Source organism: Yoonia sp. R2331, from assembly GCF_041103235.1.
In the GTDB taxonomy this organism is placed as follows: domain Bacteria; phylum Pseudomonadota; class Alphaproteobacteria; order Rhodobacterales; family Rhodobacteraceae; genus CANMYO01.
The window spans coordinates 265618-292576 of sequence record NZ_JBGCUN010000001.1; the positions used below are offsets into that span (position 1 = coordinate 265618).

Annotated in this window: 27 protein-coding genes and 1 tRNA gene; 13 read left to right on the top strand and 15 right to left on the bottom strand. The window is 60.4% G+C overall.

All coding sequences use genetic code 11. The features are described from left to right. Positions 1 to 18: 18 nt before the first annotated feature. The 3 genes from AB3Y40_RS01360 to uvrB form a co-directional block, all read right to left on the bottom strand. A complete protein-coding gene (locus AB3Y40_RS01360) occupies positions 19 to 441 on the bottom strand; it encodes an excinuclease ABC subunit B (protein ID WP_369437010.1) in 423 nt (140 codons plus the stop codon). 70 nt (positions 442 to 511) lie between these two features. After that, complete coding sequence (locus AB3Y40_RS01365; protein ID WP_369437011.1) at positions 512 to 772, bottom strand: aspartate aminotransferase; 261 nt, start codon at positions 770 to 772, stop codon at positions 512 to 514. Between the two features lie 84 nt (positions 773 to 856). After that, positions 857 to 3067 carry an excinuclease ABC subunit UvrB gene (gene uvrB, locus AB3Y40_RS01370; RefSeq protein ID WP_369437012.1) on the bottom strand — a complete coding sequence of 737 codons (2211 nt, stop codon included), beginning with the start codon at positions 3065 to 3067 and terminating at the stop codon, positions 857 to 859. Positions 3068 to 3272: 205 nt separating this feature from the next. Between uvrB and AB3Y40_RS01375 the strand changes: the two genes are divergently transcribed. Genes AB3Y40_RS01375 through AB3Y40_RS01385 form a run of 3 tightly spaced genes read left to right on the top strand, consistent with a single transcriptional unit; the run spans position 3273 to position 5875 of the window. Then, positions 3273 to 3932 (top strand): VPLPA-CTERM sorting domain-containing protein, encoded by a 660-nt coding sequence (locus AB3Y40_RS01375; protein ID WP_369437013.1) that lies wholly within the window; start codon positions 3273 to 3275, stop codon positions 3930 to 3932. 39 nt (positions 3933 to 3971) lie between these two features. After that, positions 3972 to 4586: a hypothetical protein gene (locus AB3Y40_RS01380; RefSeq protein ID WP_369437014.1), complete on the top strand. Its 615-nt coding sequence runs from the start codon at positions 3972 to 3974 to the stop codon at positions 4584 to 4586. A gap of 50 nt (positions 4587 to 4636) precedes the next feature. Then, positions 4637 to 5875, top strand: a complete 1239-nt coding sequence (locus AB3Y40_RS01385; RefSeq protein ID WP_369437015.1) for an aminopeptidase — start codon at positions 4637 to 4639, stop codon at positions 5873 to 5875. On the opposite strand, the gene AB3Y40_RS01390 is transcribed toward AB3Y40_RS01385, so the two are convergent. After that, positions 5872 to 6837, bottom strand: a complete 966-nt coding sequence (locus AB3Y40_RS01390; RefSeq protein WP_369437016.1) for a hypothetical protein — start codon at positions 6835 to 6837, stop codon at positions 5872 to 5874. The two genes, AB3Y40_RS01385 and AB3Y40_RS01390, sit on opposite strands and share 4 nt — an antisense overlap. A gap of 88 nt (positions 6838 to 6925) precedes the next feature. On the opposite strand from AB3Y40_RS01390, the gene AB3Y40_RS01395 reads away from it, so the two are divergent. From AB3Y40_RS01395 to AB3Y40_RS01405, 3 genes are all read left to right on the top strand, one after another. After that, positions 6926 to 7237 (top strand): ETC complex I subunit, encoded by a 312-nt coding sequence (locus AB3Y40_RS01395; protein WP_369437017.1) that lies wholly within the window; start codon positions 6926 to 6928, stop codon positions 7235 to 7237. A 182-nt stretch (positions 7238 to 7419) separates the two neighbouring features. Next, positions 7420 to 7496 (top strand) — tRNA-Arg (locus AB3Y40_RS01400). Positions 7497 to 8505: 1009 nt separating this feature from the next. Further along, positions 8506 to 8979, top strand: coding sequence for a CAP domain-containing protein (locus AB3Y40_RS01405; RefSeq protein WP_369437018.1), 474 nt, complete (start codon positions 8506 to 8508; stop codon positions 8977 to 8979). A gap of 12 nt (positions 8980 to 8991) precedes the next feature. Here the strand turns inward: AB3Y40_RS01405 and AB3Y40_RS01410 are convergent, their stop codons facing one another. From AB3Y40_RS01410 to AB3Y40_RS01445, 8 genes are all read right to left on the bottom strand, one after another. Then, a complete protein-coding gene (locus AB3Y40_RS01410; protein WP_369437019.1) occupies positions 8992 to 11028 on the bottom strand; it encodes a calcium-binding protein in 2037 nt (678 codons plus the stop codon). Positions 11029 to 11189: 161 nt separating this feature from the next. Continuing rightward, positions 11190 to 12872, bottom strand: a complete 1683-nt coding sequence (locus AB3Y40_RS01415; RefSeq protein WP_369437020.1) for a calcium-binding protein — start codon at positions 12870 to 12872, stop codon at positions 11190 to 11192. 43 nt (positions 12873 to 12915) lie between these two features. Further along, positions 12916 to 14664, bottom strand: a complete 1749-nt coding sequence (locus AB3Y40_RS01420) for a hypothetical protein (protein WP_369437021.1) — start codon at positions 14662 to 14664, stop codon at positions 12916 to 12918. A 169-nt stretch (positions 14665 to 14833) separates the two neighbouring features. Beyond that, positions 14834 to 15778, bottom strand: coding sequence for a phosphatidate cytidylyltransferase (locus tag AB3Y40_RS01425; RefSeq protein WP_369439579.1), 945 nt, complete (start codon positions 15776 to 15778; stop codon positions 14834 to 14836). A gap of 23 nt (positions 15779 to 15801) precedes the next feature. After that, positions 15802 to 16467: a lysophospholipid acyltransferase family protein gene (locus AB3Y40_RS01430; RefSeq protein ID WP_369437022.1), complete on the bottom strand. Its 666-nt coding sequence runs from the start codon at positions 16465 to 16467 to the stop codon at positions 15802 to 15804. A gap of 79 nt (positions 16468 to 16546) precedes the next feature. Beyond that, entirely contained in the window at positions 16547 to 16831 is a 285-nt protein-coding gene (locus AB3Y40_RS01435; protein ID WP_369437023.1) for a hypothetical protein, read from the bottom strand. A gap of 27 nt (positions 16832 to 16858) precedes the next feature. Then, positions 16859 to 17533 (bottom strand): PspA/IM30 family protein, encoded by a 675-nt coding sequence (locus tag AB3Y40_RS01440; protein ID WP_369437024.1) that lies wholly within the window; start codon positions 17531 to 17533, stop codon positions 16859 to 16861. Between the two features lie 81 nt (positions 17534 to 17614). Beyond that, positions 17615 to 18220 (bottom strand): TetR/AcrR family transcriptional regulator, encoded by a 606-nt coding sequence (locus tag AB3Y40_RS01445; protein ID WP_369437025.1) that lies wholly within the window; start codon positions 18218 to 18220, stop codon positions 17615 to 17617. Between the two features lie 187 nt (positions 18221 to 18407). On the opposite strand from AB3Y40_RS01445, the gene AB3Y40_RS01450 reads away from it, so the two are divergent. Beyond that, a complete protein-coding gene (locus AB3Y40_RS01450; RefSeq protein ID WP_369437026.1) occupies positions 18408 to 19319 on the top strand; it encodes a hypothetical protein in 912 nt (303 codons plus the stop codon). On the opposite strand, the gene AB3Y40_RS01455 is transcribed toward AB3Y40_RS01450, so the two are convergent. Then, positions 19310 to 20539 carry a mandelate racemase/muconate lactonizing enzyme family protein gene (locus tag AB3Y40_RS01455; protein ID WP_369437027.1) on the bottom strand — a complete coding sequence of 410 codons (1230 nt, stop codon included), beginning with the start codon at positions 20537 to 20539 and terminating at the stop codon, positions 19310 to 19312. The genes AB3Y40_RS01450 and AB3Y40_RS01455 overlap by 10 nt on opposite strands. Before the next feature lie 28 nt (positions 20540 to 20567). Between AB3Y40_RS01455 and AB3Y40_RS01460 the strand changes: the two genes are divergently transcribed. Continuing rightward, the gene (locus tag AB3Y40_RS01460; RefSeq protein ID WP_369437028.1) at positions 20568 to 20996 is read left to right on the top strand and encodes a GNAT family N-acetyltransferase; all 429 of its coding nucleotides are present in this window, start codon (positions 20568 to 20570) and stop codon (positions 20994 to 20996) included. 17 nt (positions 20997 to 21013) lie between these two features. Here AB3Y40_RS01460 and fabA read toward each other — a convergent pair whose 3' ends face one another. Then, a complete protein-coding gene (gene fabA / locus AB3Y40_RS01465; RefSeq protein WP_369437029.1) occupies positions 21014 to 21523 on the bottom strand; it encodes a bifunctional 3-hydroxydecanoyl-ACP dehydratase/trans-2-decenoyl-ACP isomerase in 510 nt (169 codons plus the stop codon). Positions 21524 to 21797: 274 nt separating this feature from the next. Here fabA and AB3Y40_RS01470 point away from each other — a divergent pair, with 274 nt between their 5' ends. The 4 genes from AB3Y40_RS01470 to AB3Y40_RS01485 all read left to right on the top strand — a co-directional run bounded on the left by AB3Y40_RS01470 (position 21798) and on the right by AB3Y40_RS01485 (position 24646). After that, positions 21798 to 22781 carry a fatty acid desaturase gene (locus tag AB3Y40_RS01470; protein WP_369437030.1) on the top strand — a complete coding sequence of 328 codons (984 nt, stop codon included), beginning with the start codon at positions 21798 to 21800 and terminating at the stop codon, positions 22779 to 22781. Next, positions 22778 to 23623, top strand: coding sequence for a sugar phosphate isomerase/epimerase family protein (locus AB3Y40_RS01475; protein ID WP_369437031.1), 846 nt, complete (start codon positions 22778 to 22780; stop codon positions 23621 to 23623). Before AB3Y40_RS01470 ends, AB3Y40_RS01475 begins: the two co-directional genes overlap by 4 nt. A 45-nt stretch (positions 23624 to 23668) precedes the next feature. Further along, the gene (irr, locus tag AB3Y40_RS01480) at positions 23669 to 24100 is read left to right on the top strand and encodes a Fur family transcriptional regulator Irr (protein WP_369437032.1); all 432 of its coding nucleotides are present in this window, start codon (positions 23669 to 23671) and stop codon (positions 24098 to 24100) included. A gap of 78 nt (positions 24101 to 24178) precedes the next feature. After that, the gene (locus tag AB3Y40_RS01485) at positions 24179 to 24646 is read left to right on the top strand and encodes an REP-associated tyrosine transposase (protein WP_369437033.1); all 468 of its coding nucleotides are present in this window, start codon (positions 24179 to 24181) and stop codon (positions 24644 to 24646) included. Positions 24647 to 24650: 4 nt separating this feature from the next. On the opposite strand, the gene AB3Y40_RS01490 is transcribed toward AB3Y40_RS01485, so the two are convergent. Beyond that, positions 24651 to 25514: a hypothetical protein gene (locus AB3Y40_RS01490; RefSeq protein ID WP_369439580.1), complete on the bottom strand. Its 864-nt coding sequence runs from the start codon at positions 25512 to 25514 to the stop codon at positions 24651 to 24653. A 117-nt stretch (positions 25515 to 25631) separates the two neighbouring features. Here AB3Y40_RS01490 and miaB point away from each other — a divergent pair, with 117 nt between their 5' ends. After that, entirely contained in the window at positions 25632 to 26951 is a 1320-nt protein-coding gene (miaB, locus tag AB3Y40_RS01495) for a tRNA (N6-isopentenyl adenosine(37)-C2)-methylthiotransferase MiaB (protein WP_369437034.1), read from the top strand. Positions 26952 to 26959: the final 8 nt, after the last annotated feature.

Genomic DNA, 26959 nt, shown 5'->3' on the forward strand with positions numbered 1-26959 from the left:
GCTGGGGTGAGGCAGTGCTTATGAGGTCGCGGGGGCCGGGCAGCGGCGGAAGGCGGCAACGGCGGCACCGGCATCCGCCAGATCGGCGGTAATCGTCAGCGGCCCTGCCGTGGCAGTCGCCCGGTCGTTGAATTGCAACCCGTTCAGCACATTGCCAAAGCCGCTGTCCTTCACGGTCAGGCGCGCGCCGTCCGTGACGTGCCGGTCGGTGCCAATGGCAATCGGGTTGGGGCCTGCGAACTGCATCCCGAAGGTGGGGCTGTCGGGCCACGTGTCCTGCAAGAGCGTCAGGGTCAGCGCATATTCCGGCAGACTTGCGTCATAGGTGATGGTGAATTCTGCCGCGTCCGTGGTGTGTGTCAGGGTGCAGATCGGGATGGGCGAGAACTCCCACGCGGCGGCGGGGCTGGCGAAGAGGAGAAGGGGGATAAGGTGGCGCATCACAGAAACTTAATCCGCGGCGCCGTTTCGGCCAGTGCCGAAATCCTTCAAGGATTTCGTCCGCAGTCTTTCAAAGACTGCGGCGGCGCGAAATGGCAGGTGTTGTGACCCGCCGGATCGGTGCGCGATTACAAAAGATCACGAATTGACCGGCATTTTCGACGACCTGAAAGCCGCGTCGGTCAATTTCCATCAGAAAGCGGTCCAGACCTGCATAGCGCTCCACATCTTTCGCCTTGCGCCGGATCACGGCACCTTGTTGCACGGCTTTGCTTGCAAAGAGATCGTTCAGCCAGACCTCTGGCGACAGGGGGGAGGGGCGTATCTGCATCGCCCAACCCTCTTTCGTCAAAGTTAATACAAAGTGAAAACCAGCCGGGTCACCGCCGCATCGACGTTAGGCGCGAGAGAGCCACTACCGTCCCTTGCGCCGTTTCACGCCGCCGCGCATCCCACCCCGACCCATCGTTGAGCGGCCCGAAGACTTCTGCGCGTCGTCCACGGCCTTATCCACCGCATATTGCCGCGCGAGCGGATCGTCAGCCAAAGTAAGTTCAACGGTCTCAAGCCGCTTCAGCTCATCCCGCAAACGGGCGGCCTCTTCGAACTCTAGGTTCTCGGCGGCTTTGCGCATGTCTGCGCGCAAGCCCTCCATCACCGCTTCGATGTTCGAACCGGCTTGCTTATTATCAATCTTGGTCGTCACGCGGGATTGGTCGGTGTCGCCTTTGTAGAGACCGGCCAGAATGTCCTCGACGTTCTTCTTGACCGTCGCAGGCGTGATCCCGTGTTCTTTGTTATAGGCGATCTGCTTGGTGCGGCGGCGCTCTGTCTCTTTCAGCGCGCGTTCCATCGACCCGGTGATGCGGTCGGCGTACATGATCACGCGGCCATCTGCGTTCCGCGCCGCCCGGCCGATGGTTTGCACCAGCGAGGTTTCGGACCGCAAGAAGCCTTCCTTATCCGCATCAAGAATGGCCACAAGCCCGCATTCGGGAATATCCAGCCCCTCGCGCAGCAGGTTGATCCCGATGAGCACGTCAAAGGCCCCAAGTCGAAGATCACGCAGGATCTCGATCCGCTCGATCGTGTCGATGTCCGAATGCATGTAGCGCACGCGGATGCCCTGCTCGTGCATGTATTCGGTCAGGTCTTCGGCCATGCGTTTGGTGAGCGTAGTGCAGAGCGTGCGATAGCCGGCCTTTGCCACGCGGCGCACCTCGTCCAGCAGATCATCGACCTGCATTTCGACCGGGCGGATCTCGACCTGCGGATCGAGGAGGCCGGTCGGGCGGATTACCTGTTCGACAAAGACACCGCCGGATTGTTCCAGCTCCCACGACTGGGGCGTGGCGGACACAAAGACCGATTGCGGGCGCATGGCGTCCCATTCCTCGAACTTGAGCGGGCGGTTGTCCATGCAGGACGGCAGCCGGAAGCCGTGTTCAGCCAGCGTGAATTTGCGCCGGTAGTCGCCTTTGTACATGCCACCGATCTGCGGCACGGAGACGTGGCTTTCATCGGCAAAGACGATGGCGTTGTCGGGTATAAATTCAAACAACGTGGGCGGTGGTTCACCCGGTGCGCGGCCCGTCAGGTAGCGCGAATAGTTTTCAATGCCGTTGCAGACGCCGGTCGCCTCTAGCATTTCAAGATCGAAGTTGGTGCGCTGTTCCAGCCGCTGGGCTTCCAGCAGTTTGCCATCGGCCACCAGTTGATCCAGCCGCACACGCAGCTCTTTCTTAATGCCGATGATGGCCTGCTGCATCGTCGGTTTCGGTGTCACATAGTGGCTGTTTGCGTAAACGCGGACCTTGTCGAAGGTATCCGTCTTTTCGCCGGTCAGCGGGTCAAATTCGGTAATGCTCTCCAGCTCTTCGCCAAAGAATGACAGCTTCCACGCGCGGTCATCAAGGTGGGCAGGCCAGATTTCCAGACTGTCGCCGCGCACGCGGAACGAGCCGCGCTGAAATGCCTGATCGTTCCGGCGGTATTGCTGCGCGATCAGGTCGGCCATGATCTTGCGCTGGTCGTAACTTTTGCCGGCGTGGATGTCCTGCGTCATCGCGCCGTATGTTTCGACAGAGCCGATACCGTAGATGCAGGACACCGAAGCCACGATAATCACATCGTCGCGTTCCAACAGCGCCCGCGTGGCCGAGTGGCGCATACGGTCGATCTGTTCGTTAATCTGGCTTTCTTTTTCGATGTAGGTGTCGGACCGGGCGACGTAGGCCTCTGGCTGGTAGTAGTCGTAGTAGCTGACGAAGTATTCGACGGCATTGTCAGGAAAGAAGCCTTTGAATTCGCCATAAAGCTGGGCGGCCAGCGTCTTGTTTGGGGCAAGGATGATGGCGGGGCGCTGGGTTTCCTCGATCAGCTTGGCCATGGTAAACGTCTTGCCGGTGCCGGTCGCCCCCAGCAGCACCTGGTCGCGTTCACCTGCGTTGATCCCTTCGGTCAGTTCGACAATCGCTGTGGGCTGATCGCCTGCGGGTTCGAATTCTGTCTTCATCACAAAGGCTTTGCCGCCTTCCAACTTTTCGCGGGACCGCACGTCGGGTGCGGGGTTGGACAGATAGGCGGCGTCGGAAATCTCGCGCTTGTCGGTCTGTGCGTAGGCCATGGGGGATTCCTTTGCGGGTTGGCCTATAGTTGGCCCCACGGCTGTCAGGATCAACCCCACCTCCTGACAGGACATGTCAGCAGTCTTTTGGCCCAATCCGAGGGAGAAAACCGCTTTGTCGCGGGATCGTCGCCAATTGTGGCCAAAAGTTGACGCGATTTCAGATAACCTTTATCGCTGGCTTTGCGAAAACAGGGACCCTTACATGTTTGATATCAGGTATTTAGCGGCAAGTCTGGCTTTCACGCTTGCGGCCAGTGGCGCGCAGGCTGCGACGGTGAATGCCACTATTGGTGGGCCAGACATGTTCGAGGTCGGTGAATTCTTTGCGGTGATCGCTGATATCGAAGTGACGCCGAGCAGCAATCCGGTCGTTGTCCTTGGCGCACCGCAGTTGCTAAGCTGGGATCAGGTGGTTTTGACGGCAAGCTTCGATGGCGGGAACGGTTACATGGAAGATGTGACGATGACCGACACGTCGGCGCCATCTCCGAATATCGCGACCGCAGACCTGTTTGATTTGAACCCGATCAGCTTTTTCCCAGACTTTGTGCCGGATTATACCGCGCCGGGTGTCTATACGCAGACGCTGACCGGGTCAGTGAAATTCTTTGAAGAACAAAGCGTCACCTTTATCGAATCTGTCTGTAATCGGGTCAGTACGCGTTTCGGAAGTTATTGCGCGGGTTACACAGATGTTGTGCGCACCGAATTGCGCAACGTCGAAGTCGACAGTGCCACATTTACAGTGTCGCGTGACATCACCGTTGTGTCCCCCATTGCCCCCGTGCCGCTTCCTGCCCCTGCTTTGATGCTGCTGACGGGTCTGGGCGGCTTGGTGGCGATGCGGCGGCGTCGCGGATAAATGCATTGCACAAGGCGGCTGCTGTGTCACAGTCGGCCAATGATACGCGCAATCCTTATAGCTCTTCTGATTTGCGGCCCTGCCACGGCCGATCCGGTACAAAATGTAATCGCTGCGGCCGAACGGTCGTTTGACAGGTTGCCAGACGTGCAAACGGTCGATCAGATCGCAGGGCTTTGCGGGGCTGACGCGGGCGTTGACCCCCATGCCGCCTATTGCACCAGCCAGAATATGATCTTCCGGGCCGAGGCCGGACAGACCGCGGAGCAAGACCTTTATTATGTGGCACATCTTTTTGGTCATGCGGTCCAGGTGCGCCATGGCATTGCTGATGTTGCCCTGCGCACGATCAGCGCGAACCGCGACCGCGAAACCGAATTGCGCCGGGATGTTGAGCGCATGGTTGATTGCCTTGCTGGTGTGATCCTTTCGGTTGCAGGCCAAGAGGAATATGACCTGACACAGGAATTTGCGGTTGAACCCTTTGCCAGGCCACATTGGGGCCGTGATCCATTGTCAAACGGTCCATGGGTCGAAGTGGGGCTACAAGAGCGGGCGACATGGCTGGCAAAAGGGCTTTCTGGTGGTCATCCCGGCGTGTGCGATACCGAAAATTTCCCTGCCGATCTGGCGGTTGCGGCCTTTCGCCGTTGACGCCACGCGCGGCATCCCTACCTATCGGATAACCGATGAAGGAGCGCCCGATGTCAGAGCATATTGATCCCGAAAAACTGAACCGTCTGGCCGAGGTGGCCGTGCGCACCGGTGTGAACCTGCAAAAGGGGCAGGACCTGATCATCACGGCACCCATGGATGCGCTGCCGCTGGTGCGGCTGATTGCAGAGCACGCCTACAAGGTCGGTGCGGGGCAGGTGCTGCCGTTCTTTTCCGACGATGCGATCACGCTGGCCAGGTTCACGCATGGCCATGACGAGAGTTTCGACAAGGCCCCCGGCTGGTTCTTCGAAGGCATGGGCAAGGCGTTCAGGGAAGGGGCGGCGCGCATGGCTGTCTCTGCCGAGGATCCGATGCTGTTGGCCGAGGTGGACCCTGCCAAAGTCGCCCGCGTCAGCAAGGCCACGTCGATTGCACGTAAACCCGCGATGGACCCGATTGTGGGCTTTGAGGTGAACTGGAATATTGTGGCCTATCCCGGTGCCGGTTGGGCGGCGCAAGTCTTTCCGGACCTGCCGGTGGAAGAGGCACAAGGCAAGCTGATGGATGCGATCTATGCGGCGTCGCGTCTGGAAGGCGACGATCCGGTCGCCAACTGGGAAGCGCATACCGCAGAGCTGAAGAAGCGGGTGAAGTGGCTCAACGACCACAACTTTGCCAGCCTGCACTACACCGGTCCGGGCACCGACCTGATGCTGGGCTTGGCCGAAGGGCATATCTGGAAAGGCGGTGCCTCGCCTGCGCTGAATGGCGTGACGTGCCAGCCGAATATCCCCACGGAAGAGGTGTTTACCTGCCCGCATGCCTACAAGGTCGACGGCACGGTGTCCGCGACCAAGCCATTGGCGCATCAGGGCACGGTGATCGAGGATATCTCTGTGCGGTTCGAAGCGGGCAAGATCGTGGAGGCGACGGCCAGCAAGGGACAAGATGTGTTCCGCGAATTGCTGGCCGTGGACGATGGGGCCAGTCGGATCGGAGAGGTGGCACTGGTGCCGCATTCTTCGCCCATCTCGCAGTCCGGCACGCTGTTTTTCAACACGCTGTTTGACGAAAACGCATCTTGCCACATCGCACTAGGCCAGTGCTATGCCGACACGATTGAGGGCGGGTCAGAGCTGTCACCTGAAGAGCTGAAACAGAAGGGCGGCAACCAGAGCCTGATCCACGTGGACTGGATGATGGGGAGCGACGCGGTAGACATCGACGGCATCACCCGGTCCGGCGACCGCGTGCCCGTGATGCGCGGGGGTGAGTGGGCCAGCTAACCCACGATCCGGCGGCGCAGGTGTCTAATGATCTTACGCAAACCGCCGGGGCCAGTGGCTTGCGCCATTAGATACTTGCTACCCTCTGCGGTCTTGGCCTTTGACGCGGCTGCGTTGAAGCCCGCCTTTTTACGCTCCCGCTTGATAATCTTTGTGAACGCGTCAGAGGTTTTGACGCGGTCCTTGCCAGCGATCTGCTTGAAATAGCGCTCCTGTGCTTTGCGCCCCCGCAATGCGGCATAGAAAGGCGTCAGGTCTTCGGTTTCACCCAAAGCGTAGGCCAATAGCGGCTTGGCGGCTTTCAGTTTGACCAGCGGGATGGCGATCCCATGGCCCTGAAACGGTGTGTTGATGTGGTGCAGGTTGGATTGATCCAGCCGTGCGACATGGGCGCGGTCCAAGGGATGGTGCATGTCGTAGACACACAGCACCCGCTTGGCATGCAGCGATTTGCCCACAGCGTCGTTGTTGTCGCCCATCCATGTCTGTTTGCGCGCCACCGGAAACCGCTTTTCCCATGGCACAAGATCACGGTTCAGCGTTGTCTGCGGCGACAGGGCCAGAACGGTGGTGGCTTGCACCTGATCGGCAAAGGCGATGGCCGCAAAGCCGCCCATCGACGTGCCATAGGTCACGATGTTGTCGAACTGGTCGAACAGGCCAGCGGCGCGCAGCTTTGCCAAGGCGGGCGACAGGCACGGCGCCTGATACCAGTCGCCTGCCTTGGGTTTGACCGCAATGTGCGACACCTTTTGCGCGCGAAACAGTTTGGCCCCCCAGCCGTGCCGAAACAGGTCCGTTTCCGAAAAGTCGCCCTGCGCGTTTTCAAAGGTGATCACTAGGGTTCCGGTGCCATAGAAATAGCCGTCCAGCACATAGCGTCCGGTGTCATACAGCAAGTGATGTGCCCAATGGGCCGGGGCGTTAAGCTTGACGGGCTGAAACGGTGGCTGATCTGTCACGGGGGTCTCGGTTTCTTGCGGGCGCTGGCCCCTTGTAACAGGGGCGTTGGGTGTGGCAAGTAAGGGCGACCTTAGCCGGAGTGCCATCATGCGAGCCAGAATCTATCGCCCCGCCCGTACCGCCATGTCATCCGGCACGGCCAAGACCAAGCAATGGGTTCTGGATTACGAAAAGGACAGTGCGCGCCAGATTGATCCGCTGATGGGCTGGACATCTTCAAGCGATACGCAGACCCAGGTGCGCCTGACCTTTGACAGCAAAGAGGCCGCCGTCGCCTATGCCCGCGAAAACGGGATTGATGCGGTTGTCACCGAACCCAAACCGCGCCGCGCCAACATCCGCAAGGGCGGCTATGGCGAGAATTTTGCGACCGACCGGCGCGGGGCCTGGACTCACTAAGCCGCGTTATTCGCAGCCGATCCCGTTGCCATCACGGTCAAGACCATAGATGTCCTGACCGACCACGCGCACCGGTCCGCGGACATATGCCGGCCCATTGCCACTGCCACAGGCGCAATCCACATCCGACGCAATCGGGGGCTTGCCAAGGGCCGCCCCCTCGCGCCATATCGGGCGCGTGCGGTCCCATAGCTCAACTGGATAGAGCAGCTGACTTCTAATCAGCAGGTTGAGGGTTCGAGTCCTTCTGGGATCGCCAATCCAGAAAATTGAGGATCGCCTGCCGGGTGATGTCGCCACGGGTGGCGTGGCGGTGGTTTTCGATCAGACGGCCATAAAGCTGTGTGCCGATGAAAAAGGGCAGGGTGGTTTCGACCTCGGACAGGGGGATCGGGTGCCCGGCGAGGATGGCGGCCAGATCAGCGCGCGGCACACCGCACAGGGTGGGGCCGGGGGCGGGGCAGTGGATCGTGGCCCAGACCAGAAACTTGGCAACGTCACGTGCCAGCGGCAGCCATGCAGTGCCTTGCACATCAACACCGGTCATCACTCCGTCCGCATAGTGCAGGTTGATCGCGGCAAAGTCGCCGTGGGACGCAGCCTGCGTGACATCGACGCCATGCAGGTCCGCGGCCATATCGCTGAGCGCGTTATGCAGTGCCCCCAGCATGCCCGCATCAAGTGGCGGGATCGCACGGCCTTGCAATCGTTTCAGCCAATAGCCCGGACCAAAAGATCCGACCCGGTTGCGCGGGCCGACATAGGTCGCGAGCCACGCCCCGGCCTGTTGCATCAGCTGTGCGCGTTCGGCGGGTGTTGCATCCGCAATCACCCCGGTCAGGCGCGGACCGGCGGCATGGGACAGCACCACAACCCCCAAATCGGGTAGTGCCGCCAGGCAACGGTTGATCTGAAGCGGACCGGTGGACAGGCGCGGTGTGACCTCTGCCAGCTCTTCCTGCGTTGCGGTCACGATGGCGGCGGCATCGTCGGTCAGGAACCATTTGAAGACCGCAGGTGCGGTGCCGTATTGCCCGGCAAAGACCTGCGACCGGTCGCCCAGCTTTAGTGTCCCTGTCAATTGGCAAGCGGGGATCGCGGCCAGGTGGGTCTGGGCGGCGGTCAGGGCGCGGGCGCGGTCGGCATCGGTAAAACGGGACAATTGGCGGACTTTCGCGCGGTGGGTGGAGGACAGAAAAATGACGTGCGGTTCACGCAATATCTGGTAGCTTGCCCCAAAACAGGCCCAAGGTCGAGCAGGCAGGACCATGAAAGCACTTATGATAAGCGCCATTTTGGCGTTGGCGGCCTGTGCCGCACCACCGCCCCAAGTCACACGCAATCAGATGGCCTTTGCCCCGTTGCCTCAGGTCAGCGTCGGGCAGGTGCTGAACCAGATGCGCGCGCAGAACGGGCTGCCACCCCTGCGTCGCAATGCAACGCTAGACCGGATCGCCCAGTCACATGCAGCCGACATGGTCGGCACGGGCCGTTTTTCACATCAGGGCCGGGATGGACGCGGGTCCTGGCAGCGGGCGCAAGCGGCAGGTTATAACCCGCGGCTGGTGGCCGAAAACCTCGCTTGGGGTCCCTATGAAACGGGCGGGGTGCTGCGGCTTTGGCAGGGCCGCTCCGATCATCGGTCCAACCAGATGCACCCCCGCGCGCAAGAGTTCGGCTTTGGTATCGCCGGGACCGGGTCCCGGCGACATTGGGTGCTGGTCGTGGGCACCGCGTTCTAAGGCAAAGACCCCCTAAAGCAGGAAGTCGGTCGCGTCCGCATCCACAAAGGCGAGGCCCTCGATCAGAACCGAACCGGTGCCCCCAAGTTGGGTCAGATCCAGCAGCGTCGCGCCACCACCTGCGTCCGACAGCGCCGGAGCCACAACGCTGACATAGTCTGGAATGCGGATGCCAAAGTCGCGCAGGTCGATCTTGTCCACGCCGTTTGCAAAGTCGGTGATCGTGTCAAAGCCGGCGTCGCGCCGGAACACGAAGATGTCGGCCAGATTGCCCCCGGTGAGTTCATCATCACCAGAGCCACCCGCGATGATGTCCGCACCTGCGCCACCGTCCAACGTGTCGTTCCCGGCACCGCCATAGAGCCTGTCGCTGCTGGTGCCGCCGCCAAGCTGATCGTCGCCGCGCCCGCCATGCAGGATGTCCTGACCGCCGCGGCCCTCGGCGATGTCGTCGCCATCGCCCATACGCAGCATGTCAATTCCGGTATCGCCGTCAAAGGTGTCGTTGCCCGCACCCCCGTACATGGCATCATCGCCAGCGCCGCCAAAGAAGGCATCATCGCCTTTGCCGCCCCGGATCATGTCATTCCCGGTGCCTGCCACACCACTGTCATCCCCGTCACCAGCATAGATCAGGCTGTCGGTGCCCAAAGTGGTGATGTCGTCGTTCCCGGCACCGCCAAAAATCTCATTCGCGCCGCTTTCATCGAACACGAGGTCATCGCCATCGCCTGCACGAATGTCATCATCGCCGGTCCCGCCGTAGAGTGAATCATCACCCGTCCCGCCAAAGATGTCGTCGTTCCCACCACTGCCAAGCACCACATCGCTGTCGGCCCCCGCATAGATATCATCATTGCCGCCACCGGCGTAAATGAAGTCCTCTCCGTTTCCGCCGACCATCAGTTCACGGTAAATGCTGCCGTTCAGGATGTCCGACCCGTCACCGCCATATAGGAAGTCATTGCCGGAACCGGCTGACAACTCATCATCGCCGCCGCGTCCGTGCAGCGTGTCGGAATCGTTGCCGCCAAAGAAAAAGTCCGCGCTGTCACCGCCAAACAGCCGGTCGCTGCCATTGCCGCCATAGACGCTGCCGTTGACCTCTCCATTGCGGCTTTCCAGCCGATCGTCCCCATCCTCCAGGTCGATGTTGCCGTTGATGAGGCCGACATTGTCGACGATGTCGATGCCGTCCAGCATATTGATATTGCCGTTGATGAGGCCGGAGTTCTCAATCGTCTCGCCGTTGTCGTTGCCTTGATAGGCCAAGTTAGGGGAAGAGATCTCACCCGAGTTGACCAGGAGGTAAATCTCCGGTGAGGCCGATTGGTTGTGCCAGATTGCGGCATTGCTGGTCTCGGTCACCTGGATGCGGCCTGCGTTGACGATCGTGGCACTTTCGCCAATGGAGTTGATGCCGTAGCGCTCGGCCAGAATATCACCGGTGTTATTCACCTCGTTGCCGGATGTGGTTTCACCCAACCCACCCATGTAGACGCCGGTGTCACCGGTGATGGTGCCTGCGTTGAACAGGGTGTTGCCACCCTCGCGCTGGACCACGCCCCAGAAACCGCCGTTGATGTTTCCATAGTTGGCAACTTCGCCGTTCATCCATGTCCGCACGCCAATGTTGTTGGCGCCATTCACGCTGCCGAAGTTGGTGAACTTGTTGGAACTCTCCACCATGTCGACGGCCATCTGCTCTGCCGCGATAACCCCGTAATTGGTGATTTCCGAACTGCTGCCATAGGTCTCGATCGCGTCGGCGGTTGAGACAACCGAGGCGGTTTCCGAGATAAAGATCGTGTTGTTCGAAACCGGGGCGGTGCTGGTGCCCAGCAGGATCGCGGGTTCGATTGTGCTGTCGGTGAAGGTGAAAATCCCAACATTGGCCGACAGGAAGACGTCGTTGCGTCCAACGCCTTCGATGACGCTGTCGTCGTCGCTGTAGACTTGAACGCCATCGACGACGACGAGGTCCTCACCGTTTGCCAAGGTGATCTGAGCGCCAGCGCCGCCGCCTGTAATTGTTCTGACTTGTGCCATAATTGTCCCCTGATTTTGAATTGCAATGCAGCCTCGCGCCGGTGCGCGTGCCAAAAAAGTAGAAATAGGCTAACGCAATGGGCCCGCAATTTTAAGAAAAAACCACGCCGGGCAGGCGGTGGAAAAGATGACTTGACTGATCCGCGCGCAGCCTGGCCGAGCTACAGTAAGAAGTCCGCGGCGTCAGCATCCGCAAAGGCCAGACCTTCGATCCTGATCGTTCCGGTGCCGCCAAGCTGACCAAGATCAAGCAGCGTCGCACCACCGCCCGCGTCGGACAGGGCCGGGGCCACGATGCCTGCATAGTCAAGGATGCGCAGGCCAAAATCGTGCAGATCAATCGTGTCTTCGCCATCAACAAAGTCGATGATCACGTCAAAGCCCGCGCCGCGGTGAAATACGAAGGTGTCGGCCTGTTTTCCGCCGGTCAAAAGGTCATCGCCCGTGCCGCCATTGATCCGGTCCGCACCCGCGCCGCCGTTAATCGTATCTGCACCCGCGCCGCCAAAGAGCGTGTCCGAGCTGGTGCCGCCGCCAAGCCGGTCGTCACCGGACCCGCCATGAATAATGTCCTGACCACCGCGGCCTTCAGCGATGTCGTCGCCCGACCCCATCCGTAGTGTGTCGTTGCCGCCTTCGCCGTCCATCTCATCATTGCCCGCACCGCCCAGCATCAGGTCATCGCCTGATCCGCCAAGGAACCAGTCGTCACCGTCGCCGCCACGGATCAGATCGTTGCCATCGCCGCCACCGCCAAAATCGGTGCCGCCGCCGCCATAGATTTCATCATTGCCAGCGCCACCTTCAAGGATGTCGATGTTGCCCAGCCCAAAGATCTTGTCGTCGCCATCGCCGCCGCGCAGCTCGTTCGCTTCGGCCCCGCCGACAAGGTCATCATTGCCAGCGCCGCCATCCACGATGCCATCAACCGTGCCAGTGCGGCCGAGATATTTATCATCGCCGTCGCGCAAATTGATGTCGCCGCTGATTGTTCCGGTGTTGGTGATGCGATCCTCACCAACGCTGCCGCTATAGGCCGTCCCGGCAGACAGAATTGTGCCGGTGTTGTTCAGAAACTGCTCTTCGTCCGGGTCAGAGGCATTGTGCGCGATCGTGGCAAAGTTGTCATCAGTCGCAGAAATCAGGCCGGAGTTGTTGATGGTCAGCCCCTCATCAGCGGTGGCGACCCCATAGTAATAGCCGACGATCTGGCCCGCGTTGTCCAGCCGGGCATCGCCGTCAAAATCGGCAATGCCGTCAAAGAACATAGCGGTTTGCCCGGTGATGTCGCCCGCGTTCATCACCGAGGCGTTCACCCCGTCGATCCAGACACCATATGCCTCGCCGCTAAAGGCAAAGGCCGACGATGTGATGTTGCCGAAGTTCTGAAGATCAGCGTTGGTGCCCGCTTTGACGGCGATGCCGTTGTCGCTGTTGATGTCTCCGTGGTTCAGCAGATAGTTGAGGTTGCCCTCGATGCTGACAGCGGTCTTTTCGGCCAGGATGCTGCCGTCGTTTTTCAGATCATTGTTGTTCCCCGCAATCTTGACGCCATCATATGCACCCTGCACCAACACGCCATCCTGGATCGTCAGGTCGTTTTTCCCGTCTGTGCTGTTGAAACCGAGCTGTAGCGCCGCGGTCTGCACGATTGTTGTCAGATCGCTGTAGGACAGGATTGTGGCACCGTCGCGCAGCAACACGATGTTGTCACCCTGGCCATAGATTGCGAATTCACCGGTGCTATAGATCAGCACATCGGGCTGAACGATGAGATCCTCACCGGCAGGCAGAAAGTATGTGACGATGCCACTGCTGAGGTCGGAAGAAATGATGTTAGGCATAAAAATGTCCAATCTTTACAAATGAATAGAAAAGAAGAGCGGGCTAAAGCAGGAAGTCGCCGGAATCCGCGTTGGTAATATCGAACCCCATGATCAGGACAGAGCCGCTGCCGCCAAGTTGCGACAGGTCCAGCAGGCTGTCGCCGCCTCCGGCATCTGACAGGGCGGGGCCAACGATGCCTGCGTAATCTGTGACCCGCAGGCCATAGTCGCGCAGGTCAATCTGATCTTCGCCGTCGACAAAATCGGTGATGACATCAAAGCCTGCGTCGCGCCTGATGACAAAGGTATCCGCCTGTTTGCCACCTGTCAGCCAGTCGTCGCCAGCGCCGCCGCTGATCCGGTCGCTGCCCGCCCCGCCATCCAGCGTGTCGTCGCCCGCACCGCCGATAAGCGTGTCGATGCTTGTGCCCCCGTAAAGCCAATCATCTCCGCCACCGCCAAACAGCGTGTCCTGCCCGCCCTGGCCCGAGATGTCATCATCATGCGCACCGCCATGCAGCACATCAAAACCGCCGCCACCAAACAGGCTGTCCTGCCCGTTGCCGCCAAAGACGCTGTCGTTGCCGTTCTCTGACAGGGCGGTGACCAGATCATCGCCGTCGCCTGCGCGGATCAGGTCATCACCGTCGCCGCCATCCAGCGTGTCATTGCCGCTGCCGCCAAAGATGTTGTCCATGCCCTCGCCGCCAAAGACCGAGTCCCGGCCATTGCCGCCAAAGACAAAGTCATCCTCATCCCCGCCATCAACAAAATCATCGCCGTCCCCGCCCCGCACAGTGTCGTTGCTGGAATCGCCCAGCAGCTCATCGTCGCCGCCGCCGCCGATCAGGGTGTCGTTGCCAAAGCCGCCCTCAAAGGTGTTGGCCTCTGACCCGCCATACATGAAGTCGCGTTCAGACCCGCCCGACACGACGCCAATCACGGAACCGTCGCGGCCCTGGTAGGTGTTGATACCTGCGCCTAAGGACACATCGCCAACAATCGTGCCGGTGTTGATGATCGTGTCGCGCCCAACGGCGCCGATATAGGCGATCCGCGCGCCAATGATGTCGCCAGCATTCACCAGCCGGTAATCCTCGCCCGGATCGGATTCCGCCCGCCAGATCGCCGCGCGATTGGACGCCGCATTGCTGATCGTGCCGGTGTTCAGGATCGTGCCCTGCTGAAGCTCTGTTTTGATGGCAGAGGTTGTGCCGTGGATCGTCCCGGCGTTGTGGATCGTCACACTGGCCTGATCGGGGACAATCCAGTCGGCCAGCACGCCGATATCGCCGGTGATGGTGCCAAAATTGTCCAGCACGCCGCCATCCAGAATGAAGGTAACACCGCTTGTTCCTCCCGAGATCGTCCCGCTGTTGATCACGTTCGTGTCGTTTTCCACGAAGACGCCGGTCCCATCCGCAGAGGTGATCCGCCCGGTATTGGTCAGCTGCCCTAGGCCGCCCATTTGCACCGCCGTGCCAAGGGCTGTGATCGCGCCATCATTGGCGATGCTGGTCAGGTTGGTGATGGCGTAGATGCCGCCCGAGACCGAGGCACCATCCCCGATCTGCACGTTGTGGGACGCCCCGGCGCCGCTGGCCAGATCAATCGCACGGCCTGCGCTTTCATCCACGGCAATCACTGATGATCCGGCCCCCAGCAGGACAGAGTTGCCGCCGAGCCCCGTGATGACATCATTGTCGTTGCTGAATAGCGTCACACCGTTGCCGATGATCACGTCCGCGCCTTGCGCCAGACTGACCTGAACGCCGTTTCCGCCACCTGATGTGGAAATAAATTGTGCCAAGACTTTACCCCTCAAAACCACCGATGCTGGTGTGCATCTCCTAAAACAATGGCAAGAGCCTAGCGCAAAGCCTTTGAAACACTAAGCGGAAATCGCGCTTAGCACAGGGTAGGCCAGCCGCGCCTGCGGCGGTTGGGGGGATCAATCGCGGGGCGGAGGCGGGCCTGTGTCAGACCGCCCATAGGTAGCGGGTGACGTGGTAGAAAATCGGGGCGGCGAAAACCACGCTGTCCAGCTGGTCAACAAAGCCGCCTTGCCCGGGGATCAGATGCGACCAGTCCTTGACCCCGCGGTCGCGCTTGATTGCGGCGAAAACCAGATTTCCGAACATGCCCACCAGTGACGCCATGGCCGCCATCAGCGCAGCACCGAGTATGCCAAACGGCGTGAGCCAAGCCAGAAACCCGCCGATCACCGCGGCAGAGGCCACGCCACAGGCCATCCCTTCCCAGGTTTTGGGCGAGAGTTCAGGCGCGATGCGGGTCTTGCCGATCCGACGGCCAAAGAAAAAGTCCAACAGATCGCCCAGTTGAACGACGACAATCAGGAAGGCGATCAGCAGCACACCGCGTTCGCCATAGCCGGGGATGTCCAGCGCCATCAGCGCCGGCACGTGGCTGACGCAGAAGACGGTGATCATCAGGCCCCATTGGGTCTCGGCCACGCGGGTCATGAAGCGGGTGTAATTGCCGCGCAACGCGCTGACGATGGGCAGCAGCAGAAAGGCGTAGACCGGGATGAACACGGTATAAATCCCGTGCCAGCCGCACCAGATGAAGAAGTATTGCAGTGGCAGCACCGCAAAGAAGGCCAGCGCCAGCGACATGTGGTCGGCCCGGTTCTTGGCCGTCAGCGTCAGGAATTCGCGCATTGCGGCGAAAGAGGCAAACAGGAACAGGATCATCACGCCCAGCCGTCCTGTCAGCAGCGCCAGAGAAATCAGCGCCACCATTGCCCACCAGCTTTCGACGCGGGTGGTATAGGTGTCCAGTACCGGGTTTTGGGTGCCGGGCATCTGGCGCGCGCGGATGAATTCGCCAAACAGGGTCAGCGCCACAAGGATGCCAAACCCGCCAAGTGCAAGAAAGACGATGCTGCCAGTTGTACCGGTCATGGCGGCGTCAAGAACCGGGTTGTTCATGGCGCGGGCTCCTCTGGATCAGCAGGACGCAGATCGGCCAAGGCCGCAGAGGCGCGGGCAAGGAACGCGTCTTTGGTTTCATCCGCGCCAATGCGAAGCGGTTCGCCAAATGTGACGGTGCAGATCAGCGGCAGGGGGATCACCTCGCCCTTGGGCATGATGGAGTTGAGGTTGGCGACCCATGTGGGCACCAGATCAACATCCGGAAAGGCCTTGCCCATGTTGTAGATGCCCGCCTTGAACGGCAACAACGGGTCGGGGCCCATGTTGCGGTTGCCTTCGGGGAAAATGATCAGGCTGTCCCCCTGTTCCATCGCGGCCAGGATCTTGGCCATCGGATCGTCGTTCACCTCGCGCCGGCGGTCGATCAGGACCGCGCGGAACACTTCGCCCCCTGCAAAGGCGCGCAGCTTGTTCTTGAGCCAGTAGTCGGCGGCGGCCACGGGGCGGGTCTGGCGGCGGATCGCAGGCGGCAGCACCGACCAGATCATCGGCATATCGCCGTTAGAGGTGTGATTGGCAAAGAACACCCGCTGTTTCGGCACCGGTTCTATGCCTTTCCAGTCGGCGCGCACGGCAGTCAGGAAGCGCACAAAAAGGCGGATGATGTTGCCAACGATGTCGGCGGCCAATCGGCGCAGGGTGGCGATAACGCTATTCATGTCAGAAACTTTGCCGTGAAACGATTGGTTTGCAAAGGAAAACCGCCCCGCGCAGGGCTGCGCGGGGCGTGGGCGTGATTTATTTGATGTCGCCGTCCACGTATTCGGACAGCAGACGTTCGTTCTTGGCATCTTCCAGCCGCTGGATACGGTCGTCCGACAGGCGTTCGTCAAAGCGATACTTGACAAAGTTCACCAGGCTCAGGGTCAGCAGCAGAATGCCGATGCCCCAGTAGCCCTTGGTCGCCAGCGGTACATCGGGGGACATGTAAAGCGACAGGGCGAGCATGCCGTAGGCCACCACAACGGCGAAGCCGTTAAAGAACATGATCAGGGCGTTGTCAGATTTGAATGTATTTTGCATTTTTGAAGTCTCCTCGTTCAGGTGTCGTTATTTCTTGGTTTTCAAGCGGTTGAGCACGTCTTGTGCGGTAGAGCGGGTCGGGTCGCCGTAGCCTGCATCAGCCATGCGGTCGATGATCCCGCCTTGGTTCAGGTCGCGGTTGATCTCGGCCACGATCTGGCTTTGCTCAAACGGGTCATCCTTGCCCAGCACGCGGGCGATCAACTCTTCGGCCTCTTCGGTGGCAGAGGTCTGGCTGATCGACCCCAGCTTCATCTGGATGTCCTGTTCGCGGCGCACGGCACGGGCCTGAATGGCACCCTGTTTCAGGTCGATGATCCGGCGATGTCCGTTCTCGATTGAGCTGCGCAGGCGCATGACCTTTTGTTCCAGACGGTCGCAGGTGTCTTCGCGCAGCTTCAGTTCATTTTCCATCTGCGCGATGGCCTCGGCCGCTTGCAGCGCCATGTCTTCGTTCTTGGCCTCAAGCGCTTCTGCGGCGCGTTTGGTCAAATCCGTGATCCGTTTTTGCAACGCGCTGCGTTGTGCATGTTCGGACCGCTGGCGCTGGATCAGGCTGGCAAGTGTGGCTTTGGCGGCTTTCAGCGATGCCTCTGCCTCGCGGATTTTCTGGTCAATCAATTCGATGGCAAATGCATCGCGCACGCGGTCTTCGGCGCGGGCATTGGCCCCGACGATCAAAGTGGACAGTGTCTTGAACATCCTCATATCCTTTCGTGAACGCTGTTCATGAATTGCATATAGGAAAGCGTGAACGATGTTCAAGAAAAAAATGAACGGCGTTCAGGAAACAGTTTGTTCCGAAGTGATATTTGTCAGGACCACGGCAATCATATCTTCGATGCGTTCCATCGGGACGCCAGAGATGCGCCGTTCAAGCCCAAGGGACACGATCCCGTGCACGGAGGAGAACAAGGCGCGGGTCATCAGATCAATCTTGTTGTCGTCCCAATCGGGGAAGATATCGCGCAAGGGGCCGGCGATCAGCTGAAACACCTGACCCAGTTCAGCCAGATACCAATCGGGCACCGTCATCTCTGTTGACATTTGCAGATCAAAAAGCGCACGCCACGCCAGTGTGTTGCTGGCCGCAAAGCCCAGATAGGCATGGCCCATGATGATTAGCTGGTTTTGCGGGGCGATGTCTTGTCCGGCCAGCGCGCCCGAGACATGCGCGCCCAAGCGGCGGAACGTGCGACCATTCACCGCCATAATCAACGCATTGAGATCGTGAAAGACGTTGTAGATCGCCCCGACTGAGCAACCCGCCATCCCCGCAAGATCACGCGCCTTGATGGCGTTCGTCCCGTGGGTCGTGATGATCTGCTCTGCGGCGTCGATCAGTTTGTCGCGCAGTTCGGTGCGGCGGGCTTCGGTTTTGCGGGCCATATGGGGTGCCTGATGTTGAACGTGGTTCAGTCATAGGCGAGGGCAGGGGCGCTGGAAAGGGCAGGAGCCTCCGGCGGGCATATTTTTGTTCAAAAGAAAGTTGGGCGGGAATGCCTGACTTGCGGGGCGGGCGCTGATTGCCGAAGGTTCGCGCATTTGAGCGATTTATAGAGCGATGGGAATTGATATGCGGCGTGTGGCCATCAAGGCGGCAGTTTTTGTCCTAGCGGTGCTCAGTCTGACTGGGGTGACCTATTGGGCCATCGGCGTCTGGAACCGCAGGCGCGGCACCTGGGCGTCGGTGTTCTATTGCTATGCGGGGTCAACAAAGTTCATCGACAGCTATGCGCCACCGGGCACGGTCGCGCTGTTTCGCTGGCGGCCTTCGCCAATCGGTGTGTTGTATCAGGATGGCCGCTGGGGGGTGGTGTTGGCGTCGCCTGTGACAGAGGCCGAATTTATGGACCCGGCCAATGCCGTGCAGTTTCTGCGCTTGCAGCGGCGGGTCGCGCGCATTGCGCAACTGATGCGGGTCGAAACGGTCAACATGGCAGGCATCCTGCCGGGTATTCTGTCCCAAAGTAACGCGCTTGCGGTGCACGATTCCCGCCCCGTGGTTGTCGCGGCAGTCGCGCAAGCGGTGGAAGAGGTTCTTGCCAAGGCGCTGCCCGACTGCGGCGCGCGGGATGTGATTGTGCTGGGTGGCGCGGGCCGGATCGGGCGCGCGGTCTGCGCGGCCCTGACGGCAGATGGTTATACCGCGCACCCGGTCGATCCGCGCAGCGGGGTGCAGGCCCTGCCCATCGCCCTTCAGGGCAAGCCCTGCCTGTTGGTGGACATCGCCCGCAAAGGGGCGATCCGCGCCTACATCCCGCAGATGTGGCCCGGGCTGGTGGTTTTGAATGAGGTCTTTCCCTGCCCGTCACGCCGCGACGTGCAGCTGATGACGGACAAGGGCGTGGCCGTTTACCACCTTGCGGGCGTGCACGGCCGGGTCATTCCGCCGCTGCCACATGGCTATGAGGATGCGGTGCCCTGCTGCGCCAGCCATGCCGCAAAGGTGGGTGGGGTTCGGGTTGTGGCGCTGGGTCAGTCCTGATCGCGCTTGACCGGTGCGCCACCGGCAAAGTTGTTCACGGCGTGATAGTCGATCGGGTCTTCCTGCATCTGCAAATGCAGCCCGTCGCCGGTGTAGGGATGCGCCCGCGCCAGCGCCTCGTCCACCTCGATGCCCAGACCGGGGGCCGTGGGGACGGGGATATAGCCATCCTCGACCGTCAGCGTGTTCTTGATCAGCGCCGCGTGGAACGGGGTTTCGATGGTCTCGGCCATCAGGATGTTGGGGATCGCCGCGGCAAGCTGCACGTTGGCGGCCCATTCGACGGGACCGGCGTAAAGGTGCGGGGCCATCTGGGCGTTGTGAACTTCGGCGATTGCAGCGATCTTCTTGGTTTCCCAGATGCCGCCCGAGCGCCCCAGCGCTGGTTGCAGGATGCTGACACCTTGGCGCAGTGCGGCTGCAAACTCCGCCTTGGTGGTCAGACGCTCGCCGGTGGCGACGGGGATGCGCACCTGATCGGCCACGGTCGTCAGGTCGGTGTCGGGCGGGCAGGGTTCTTCGTACCAGAGCGGCGAGAAGGGCTCTAACGCCTGACCCATGCGGATCGCCCCGCCGGTCGAAAATTGCCCATGGGTGCCAAAAAGCAGGTCCGCGCGGTCGCCAACCGCCTCTCGGATTGCGCGGCAGAAGGCGACCGAGGTCGAGATGTCGTACATCGACGGCATGTGCCCTGCGCGGATCGTGTAGGGGCCCGCGGGGTCGAATTTCACGGCCGAATAACCCGCCTCAACACAGGCCACAGCGCTTTCGGCGGCCATCTCGGGCGAGGCCCAGAAGGCGGGCAAAGGGTGGTCGTCTTTGGGATAAAGGTAGGTATAAGCGCGGATCCGGTCGTTCAGACGCCCGCCGATCAGCGCGTGTACAGGCCGGTCGCGGTCCTTGCCAAGGATGTCCCAACAGGCGATTTCCAGCCCCGACCATGCGCCCATGACGGTCAGGTCCGGGCGCTGCGTAAAGCCTGCGGAATAGGCGCGGCGGAACATCAGCTCAATGTCTTCGGGGTTCTGGTTGGCCATGTGCCGGGCAAAGACATCGCGGATGACATGGGTCATCGCATCAGGGCCCACGCTGCTGGCATAGCATTCGCCCCAACCGGTGATCCCGGTGTCTGTGGTCACTTTCACAAGGATCCAGTAGCGTCCGCCCCAGCCCGGTGCGGGCGGTGCCGTGACGATGATGTCGAGGTCGGTGAGTTTCATGATAATGTCCGCGCAGGAGGAATTTGAAATGGACACAATCACGCTTCGGGTTTTGGGTCCAGATGACTTTGAACTGCTGATGGCCGTGACACCGGGTTTGTTTGACGCGCCGATGCGCGCCGATCAGGCCCGCGCATTTCTGGACAACCCGATGCATGTATGTGTGCTGGCGTTTGAGGGCGATCTGGCGGTGGCCATGGCCACGGGCACGGTGTTGCTGCACCCTGATAAAGCGCCGGCGATGTTCATCAATGAAATTGGCACGCGCGACGCCTATCAGCGGCGCGGGATCGGGACCCGTGTGACGCAGGCCTTGATTGATCTGGCACGCAAACGGGGGTGCGAAGGTGTCTGGCTGGGAACCGAGCACGACAATGCAGCGGCCCTTGGCCTATACCGCAGTATGAAGGCGGACGAGGTGAAAGGATCGTTCTTTGGCTGGGACGACGCGCTGTGACGCAGCCCCGGGGCCTGTCAGGATTCTGACAGCGCCACTTTCATGTCCTTGACCTGATAGATCACTTCACCGTCCGCCTCGACGATGCCATCGGCCACGCCCATGGTCAGGCGACGGGTTTGGAGGGCTTTGGTAAAGTCGATCTTGTAGGTCAGCATCTTGCGGCCGGGGCGGACCATGCCAGTCAGTTTGACCTCGCCCACGCCCAGCGCGTAACCGCGCCCTTGCCAGCCGCGCCAGCCAAGGTTGAAACCGGTCAGCTGCCACAGGCCATCAAGACCAAGGCAGCCGGGCATGATCGGATTGCCCGGGAAGTGGCAGTCAAAGAACCACAGATCGGGTGTGATATCGAATTCCGCCACCACATGGCCTTTGCCATGTGCGCCGCCGTCGCCTGAAATGTCGGTGATCCGGTCCATCATCAGCATTGGTGGCGCAGGAAGTTGCGCGTTGCCGGGGCCGAAAAGTTCGCCACGGGCACAGGCCAGCAGGCCTTCTTTGTCAAAACTGGTGGGGAAATCAGCCATATGATCGGGCTTTCTTGTTGTTTGCGCTTTGTCGACCACTACCACTAGGGGGATTGGCGGGGCAAGGGCAGGGGATCATGGGCAGTGTCGGTGACTTTGGGCGCCGCCAAATTTTTCAAAAATTTGGGGCCCGGTGGCGCAGGGTCCGCGCTCTTGCAGGTTGCGGACTGGTTGAAGCCCGGGGGAGCCTCCGGCGGGGATATTTTTGGCCAGAAGAAGATGGGGTTTGCGCAACGCCCACGCGCAGGTTTACGCTTTGAAGCGGGAGATTGATATGGACGCAGAATTTTCACGCCGCCAATTGCTGAGCCCGCCGGAGTTGCGGGCCTTGACCGCAAGGTCAGATGCCAAAGGTTGGCAGCAGATGGGCAGCCATCTGGGCGCGATTGCCGTTGTCGCGATGCTGCATGCGGTGGCGCTTGACACATGGTGGGTTGTGTTGACCGGGCTGGCGCTGGGTGTCTTGCTGAACTTTACCTATGCCGCGCAGCACGAGTTGAGCCATGCCACCGTGTTCCAGACGCGGCGGCTGAATGAATGGTGGGGGCGGGTGATCGGCTTTGTGCAGATGTTCCCGCGCGACTACGATCAGATCATGCATTTTGCCCACCACCAGTACACGCAAGACTGGGAACGCGATGGCGAGTTGGTGCGCGAACCTTACACGCTGACCACCTATCTGTTGTGGCTGAGCGGGGTGACCTATTGGCGCAACCGCGTATTTGGCATCATCCGACGCGCGAGGGGGATTATTGTCGAGCCCTATATCCGCGCCGAAGAAGAAGCCAAGGTCATCCGCGAAAGCCGGTTGCATCTGCTTGGCTATGCGCTGATCGCACTGGTGTCGGTGTGGTTGGGGTCATGGGCGGCGCTGACGTTCTGGATCGTGCCGATGGTGCTGACCAAGCCGATCCATCAGTTGCAGAACACCATCGAACATCTGGGGCTCAGCCACGAAAGCGACATCCTTGAAAACACCCGCAGCACCCGTGCGGGACCGTTCATCAAGTGGCTATGCTGGCAGATGCCCTATCACACCGCGCATCACACTTTTCCTGCCGTTCCGTTCTGGAAACTACGTGAGCTGAACGCCAAGATCGAGGCACAGGCGGGTGCGGTCCACCGTATGGGCTGGATCGAGTTTCAGATCGAAGTGATCAAGAAACTGCGGGCCAAGGATGAAAGCCAATATCCGATGAACGAGGTCTGGATTGTACCGGTCAGCGGTGGACGCACCGCGCGGATCGCCGCTGAATGAGGCGGCTGCAGGTCTACACCTCGCTCTGGGCGATGCAGCCGCATGACCCAACGGGGGTGAAACTGCCCTACGATCAGGTGTGTGAAATGGTCGCAGCCGCGGGCTTTGACGGGATGGCGATTGATCTGGGCGCGGCAGATGTCGCGGTGGCCCATCAGTTGCGTCCGCACATGGAAGCCCAGGGGTTGACGCCGCTGATCGTGGCCTTTCCCAAGACCATCGACAGCATGGAAGACACGCTGCATATGGCGCGCGATTTTGGCGCGCCGTTTGTGGATATCATCGGGCAGGTGATGCCGATTGCGCTGGATGACATGGTGCCGGTCATTAAGACATGGATGCAGATGTCCGACCGGATCGGCGTGCCGGTCCAGTTTGAAACGCACCGCAACTGCATCACCAACGACCTATACACCACGCTGCAACTGCTGGACCGCATCCCCGATATGCGCATTTGCGCTGATCTAAGCCACTATGTGGTGGATCGTGAGTTCTGGTTCCCCCTGTCCGACCACGACATGGGGCTGATCAGCAGGGTCTTGCAGCGGTCTGACAGTTTTCAGGGCCGCGTCGCCAGCCGTCAGCAGATTCAGTTGCAACTGGACTTTCCGCAGCACCAAAAGTGGGTGGACCTGTTCAAGGGCTGGTGGCGCGAGGGCCTCGCCGATTGGCGTGCGCGCAACGCCTCTGGCGATTGCATTTTCGTGTGTGAACTTGGCCCGCCGGAATACGCCATGACTGGACCGGATGGGCGGGAAATGTCCAATCGCTGGCACGAGGCGCAGGTGATCAAGGGCTGGGTGCAGGACATCTGGGATGATCTTGGCGGCGATGATCACTGACATATGCGTTGATTATTGGATCAAATTCCCGATATTGGGGACATTATGAAGGATTTCGTTCTGACAGATGACAAAACCCGCAACGGTGCCGCATGGCTGGCATCTGCGGATGTGCGCCCGACGCGGCAGCGTGTGACGCTGGCTGCTTTGCTTGTTGGCGACGGGCAGGACCGTCATGTCACCGCCGAAAGCTTGTTTGATGCGGCAACCCGCACGGATGAGAAAGTGTCGCTTGCCACAGTCTACAACACCCTGCGGGCCTTCTGTGATGCGGGTCTGGTGCGCGAGATCACTGTGGACGGGTCAAAAAGTTACTTCGACACCAACATGAGCGATCACCCGCATTTCTACTGGGAAGACACAGCAGAGCTGACAGATGCCCCGGCCGAAGAGCTGGAAATCGCCCGTCTGCCCGGCACCCCTGCGGGGGCAGAGATTGCCAGCGTGGACGTTGTCATCCGGTTGCGCCGCACCTAAGCGCGCTGCGCGCAAAAGGTTAACAGAACCGCAAAATGCGTTAACCATTTCTTTACGAAGTCCGAGTGAAGCTGAGATATGTCTCAGCTACGCCCCCTTTTGGTGCCTGGTGCCACGTATTTCTTTACGGTTCGCCTGAAGGATCCGACGTCGAAGCTGCTGATCAGTCAGGTCGACCTGCTGCGTCAGGCGGTGCGGGCTTGCCGCCAGCAGATGCCGTTTCATATCGGGTCAAGTGTGGTCTTGCCCAACAGAATGCACACGATCTGGACGTTGCCGCCCGGCGACGATGATTATGGCAAGCGCTGGAAGATGATAAAAACCACCTTTGCGCGCCATGCCCAAGTGCCGCGCCGCGCGGTCACCAATGGGCTGTGGCAGCGCCGCTATTGGGAAGTGCCGGTTCTGGCCCAGGGCGAGTTAGACGAATACGAGGCGATGATCTGGCATGCCGCGGTCAGCGAAGGCTTGGTCAAACGGCCAGAGGATTGGCCCTATTGCACCATCTCGCGTGCGCGGACGTGGGATGCTGAACTGGTCGAGTGACGCGTCAGAACCATTGCCCCGGTTCCATCAGCCCCAGATCCATCAACTGCTGCGAATGCCACGAAAACTGCGTGGAATTGCGCCACTGAAAGCTGTCGATCTGATAGCCGCTGCCCGGATTACGCTTTAGCGCCTTGGCGGTACGGAATGAACAGACCGATGCGGTCAACGAATGATGCCAGGGGCAGGCGTAGGTATTGTATTCGGGATCATTCAGCGTGTGGTCCGCCAAAAGCTTGAGCCCCGGTCGGGCCCGAAACAGGCCAATCCGGTCGATCCGGCGGCGGGTGTAGGGCACATGTTCCTCGTACCGCCAGCGCAGGCCACCAAAGAAATCCAACTGCCGTTCCTGCACGGTGCCGCGGTTGTCGCGGCGGGCCAGCGCGTAGTAGCCGGATTTGTCCAGATGCGCGTCATCCAGCGACACGGCATCGGGATGCGCGCCCAGATCACCCGCATAAAGGTCGACCACATAGGTCAGCACGGAATCGCGCCGTTCTTCGGTGGCAAAGGCCAGCATCTCGCCAATGGTCCGGTGTTCGCAAAACGGAAAGAACAGGTATTCGCTGTTGTAGCCGTAATAGACCCAGCGGCCCGGAACCGCCTTGATGACGGTGTTGACCACGTCTTCCAGTGCGGCGTCTTCCATCATGTTGTGATGCACCCGGACCACCTGATCGCCAAGCGCATCATCCAGCATGATATCGCCGGCCCCTGCGACCACGACCGTGCCAAAGCCCATGTCCAGATGGTGCCGCACGGTGCTGTCAATCTCGACCTCGTCTTCCAGCAGGATCACCGCAACCGCCCCTTTGCCAAGGGCCGCTTTGCTACCGCGTGAAAATGCCTGAAGGCTGTCAAAGATCATCTGCTGCTGTCTGTCGTTCGTGTTTTGCGCAAGGTCGCGCGGTTTGGGTGTCATTGCAAGTGCGCGCCGCCCCGGATAGAACCCGCGCGATCATCCCCCAGCGTAATGGAAAAAACCATGTCCGCCCCTAAGAAACTGTTTATCAAAACCTACGGCTGTCAAATGAACGTCTATGACAGCGAACGCATGTCAGAGGCGCTGGGCGGGCAGGGGTATGTCGAAACCCAGACCCCCGATGACGCGGACATGATCCTGCTGAACACCTGCCACATCCGCGAAAAGGCTGCGGAAAAGGTCTATTCAGAGCTGGGGCGCTTCAAGGGGTTGAAAGCTGAAAAGCCGGACCTGAAGATCGGTGTTGCGGGCTGCGTCGCGCAAGCGGAGGGTGAAGAGATCATGCGCCGCCAGCCGCTTGTCGATCTGGTCGTTGGCCCGCAAAGCTATCACCGTCTGCCCGCGATGGAAGAAGCTGTGGCAAAGGGCAAAAAGGCGCTCGACACCGATTTCCCAGAGGATGACAAGTTCGAAACGCTCAAGACACGGGCCAAGGCCAAGCGTGGTCCGACGGCGTTTTTGACCGTGCAGGAAGGCTGTGACAAGTTCTGCGCCTTTTGCGTGGTCCCCTATACCCGCGGGGCAGAGGTCAGCCGCCCCGCTGACCGCGTTATCCGCGAGGCGCAGGAACTGGTCGCGGCAGGCGTGCGTGAAATCACGCTGCTGGGCCAGAACGTGAACGCCTATCACGGGCACGAAGGTGGGCTTGCGGGGCTGATCTGGGCGCTGGACAAGGTCGACGGGCTGGAGCGCATCCGCTTTACCACCAGCCATCCCAATGACATGGACGACGCGCTGATCGAGGCGCATGGCACTTGCGACAAGCTGATGCCCTATCTGCATCTGCCGGTGCAATCAGGCTCTGACCGCATCCTCAAGGCGATGAACCGCAAGCATACGGCCGAAAGCTATATCCGCCTGATCGAACGCATTCGCGCCGCGCGGCCTGATATCCTGCTGTCGGGCGATTTTATCGTGGGCTTCCCCGGTGAGACCGATCAGGACTTTGCCGACACGATGGACCTGATCCGTCAGGTCAATTACGGTCAGGCCTATTCATTCAAATACTCCACCCGTCCCGGCACGCCTGCGGCTGAAAAACCGCAACTGCCAGAGGATGTGATGAACGCCCGCCTGCAAGACCTGCAAGCCTTGCTGCGCAGCCAACAACAGGCCGTGCAAGAGACGATGGTCGGGCGCGATGTGAAGGTCTTATTTGAAAAGGCGGGGCGCGAGCCGGGGCAAATGATTGGAAAATCAGACTATTTGCACGCGGTCTATGCGGACGCACCGGATAGTGTTCTGGGTCAGGTTGTGCCGGTCAGAATCACACAGTCGAGCCCGAACTCCCTCAAAGGGGTGCTGATCAGCGAAATGGGCTGATCACACCC

Coding starts and splice junctions, on each gene's coding strand:
- AB3Y40_RS01360 (WP_369437010.1), bottom strand. CDS start 441: ATGCGCCACCTTATCCCCCTTCTCCTCTTCGCCAGCCCCGCCGCCGCG.
- AB3Y40_RS01365 (WP_369437011.1), bottom strand. CDS start 772: ATGCAGATACGCCCCTCCCCCCTGTCGCCAGAGGTCTGGCTGAACGAT.
- uvrB (WP_369437012.1), bottom strand. CDS start 3,067: ATGGCCTACGCACAGACCGACAAGCGCGAGATTTCCGACGCCGCCTAT.
- AB3Y40_RS01375 (WP_369437013.1), top strand. CDS start 3,273: ATGTTTGATATCAGGTATTTAGCGGCAAGTCTGGCTTTCACGCTTGCG.
- AB3Y40_RS01380 (WP_369437014.1), top strand. CDS start 3,972: ATGATACGCGCAATCCTTATAGCTCTTCTGATTTGCGGCCCTGCCACG.
- AB3Y40_RS01385 (WP_369437015.1), top strand. CDS start 4,637: ATGTCAGAGCATATTGATCCCGAAAAACTGAACCGTCTGGCCGAGGTG.
- AB3Y40_RS01395 (WP_369437017.1), top strand. CDS start 6,926: ATGCGAGCCAGAATCTATCGCCCCGCCCGTACCGCCATGTCATCCGGC.
- AB3Y40_RS01405 (WP_369437018.1), top strand. CDS start 8,506: ATGAAAGCACTTATGATAAGCGCCATTTTGGCGTTGGCGGCCTGTGCC.
- AB3Y40_RS01410 (WP_369437019.1), bottom strand. CDS start 11,028: ATGGCACAAGTCAGAACAATTACAGGCGGCGGCGCTGGCGCTCAGATC.
- AB3Y40_RS01415 (WP_369437020.1), bottom strand. CDS start 12,872: ATGCCTAACATCATTTCTTCCGACCTCAGCAGTGGCATCGTCACATAC.
- AB3Y40_RS01425 (WP_369439579.1), bottom strand. CDS start 15,778: ATGACCGGTACAACTGGCAGCATCGTCTTTCTTGCACTTGGCGGGTTT.
- AB3Y40_RS01430 (WP_369437022.1), bottom strand. CDS start 16,467: ATGAATAGCGTTATCGCCACCCTGCGCCGATTGGCCGCCGACATCGTT.
- AB3Y40_RS01435 (WP_369437023.1), bottom strand. CDS start 16,831: ATGCAAAATACATTCAAATCTGACAACGCCCTGATCATGTTCTTTAAC.
- AB3Y40_RS01440 (WP_369437024.1), bottom strand. CDS start 17,533: ATGTTCAAGACACTGTCCACTTTGATCGTCGGGGCCAATGCCCGCGCC.
- AB3Y40_RS01445 (WP_369437025.1), bottom strand. CDS start 18,220: ATGGCCCGCAAAACCGAAGCCCGCCGCACCGAACTGCGCGACAAACTG.
- AB3Y40_RS01450 (WP_369437026.1), top strand. CDS start 18,408: ATGCGGCGTGTGGCCATCAAGGCGGCAGTTTTTGTCCTAGCGGTGCTC.
- AB3Y40_RS01455 (WP_369437027.1), bottom strand. CDS start 20,539: ATGAAACTCACCGACCTCGACATCATCGTCACGGCACCGCCCGCACCG.
- AB3Y40_RS01460 (WP_369437028.1), top strand. CDS start 20,568: ATGGACACAATCACGCTTCGGGTTTTGGGTCCAGATGACTTTGAACTG.
- fabA (WP_369437029.1), bottom strand. CDS start 21,523: ATGGCTGATTTCCCCACCAGTTTTGACAAAGAAGGCCTGCTGGCCTGT.
- AB3Y40_RS01470 (WP_369437030.1), top strand. CDS start 21,798: ATGGACGCAGAATTTTCACGCCGCCAATTGCTGAGCCCGCCGGAGTTG.
- AB3Y40_RS01475 (WP_369437031.1), top strand. CDS start 22,778: ATGAGGCGGCTGCAGGTCTACACCTCGCTCTGGGCGATGCAGCCGCAT.
- irr (WP_369437032.1), top strand. CDS start 23,669: ATGAAGGATTTCGTTCTGACAGATGACAAAACCCGCAACGGTGCCGCA.
- AB3Y40_RS01485 (WP_369437033.1), top strand. CDS start 24,179: ATGTCTCAGCTACGCCCCCTTTTGGTGCCTGGTGCCACGTATTTCTTT.
- AB3Y40_RS01490 (WP_369439580.1), bottom strand. CDS start 25,514: ATGATCTTTGACAGCCTTCAGGCATTTTCACGCGGTAGCAAAGCGGCC.
- miaB (WP_369437034.1), top strand. CDS start 25,632: ATGTCCGCCCCTAAGAAACTGTTTATCAAAACCTACGGCTGTCAAATG.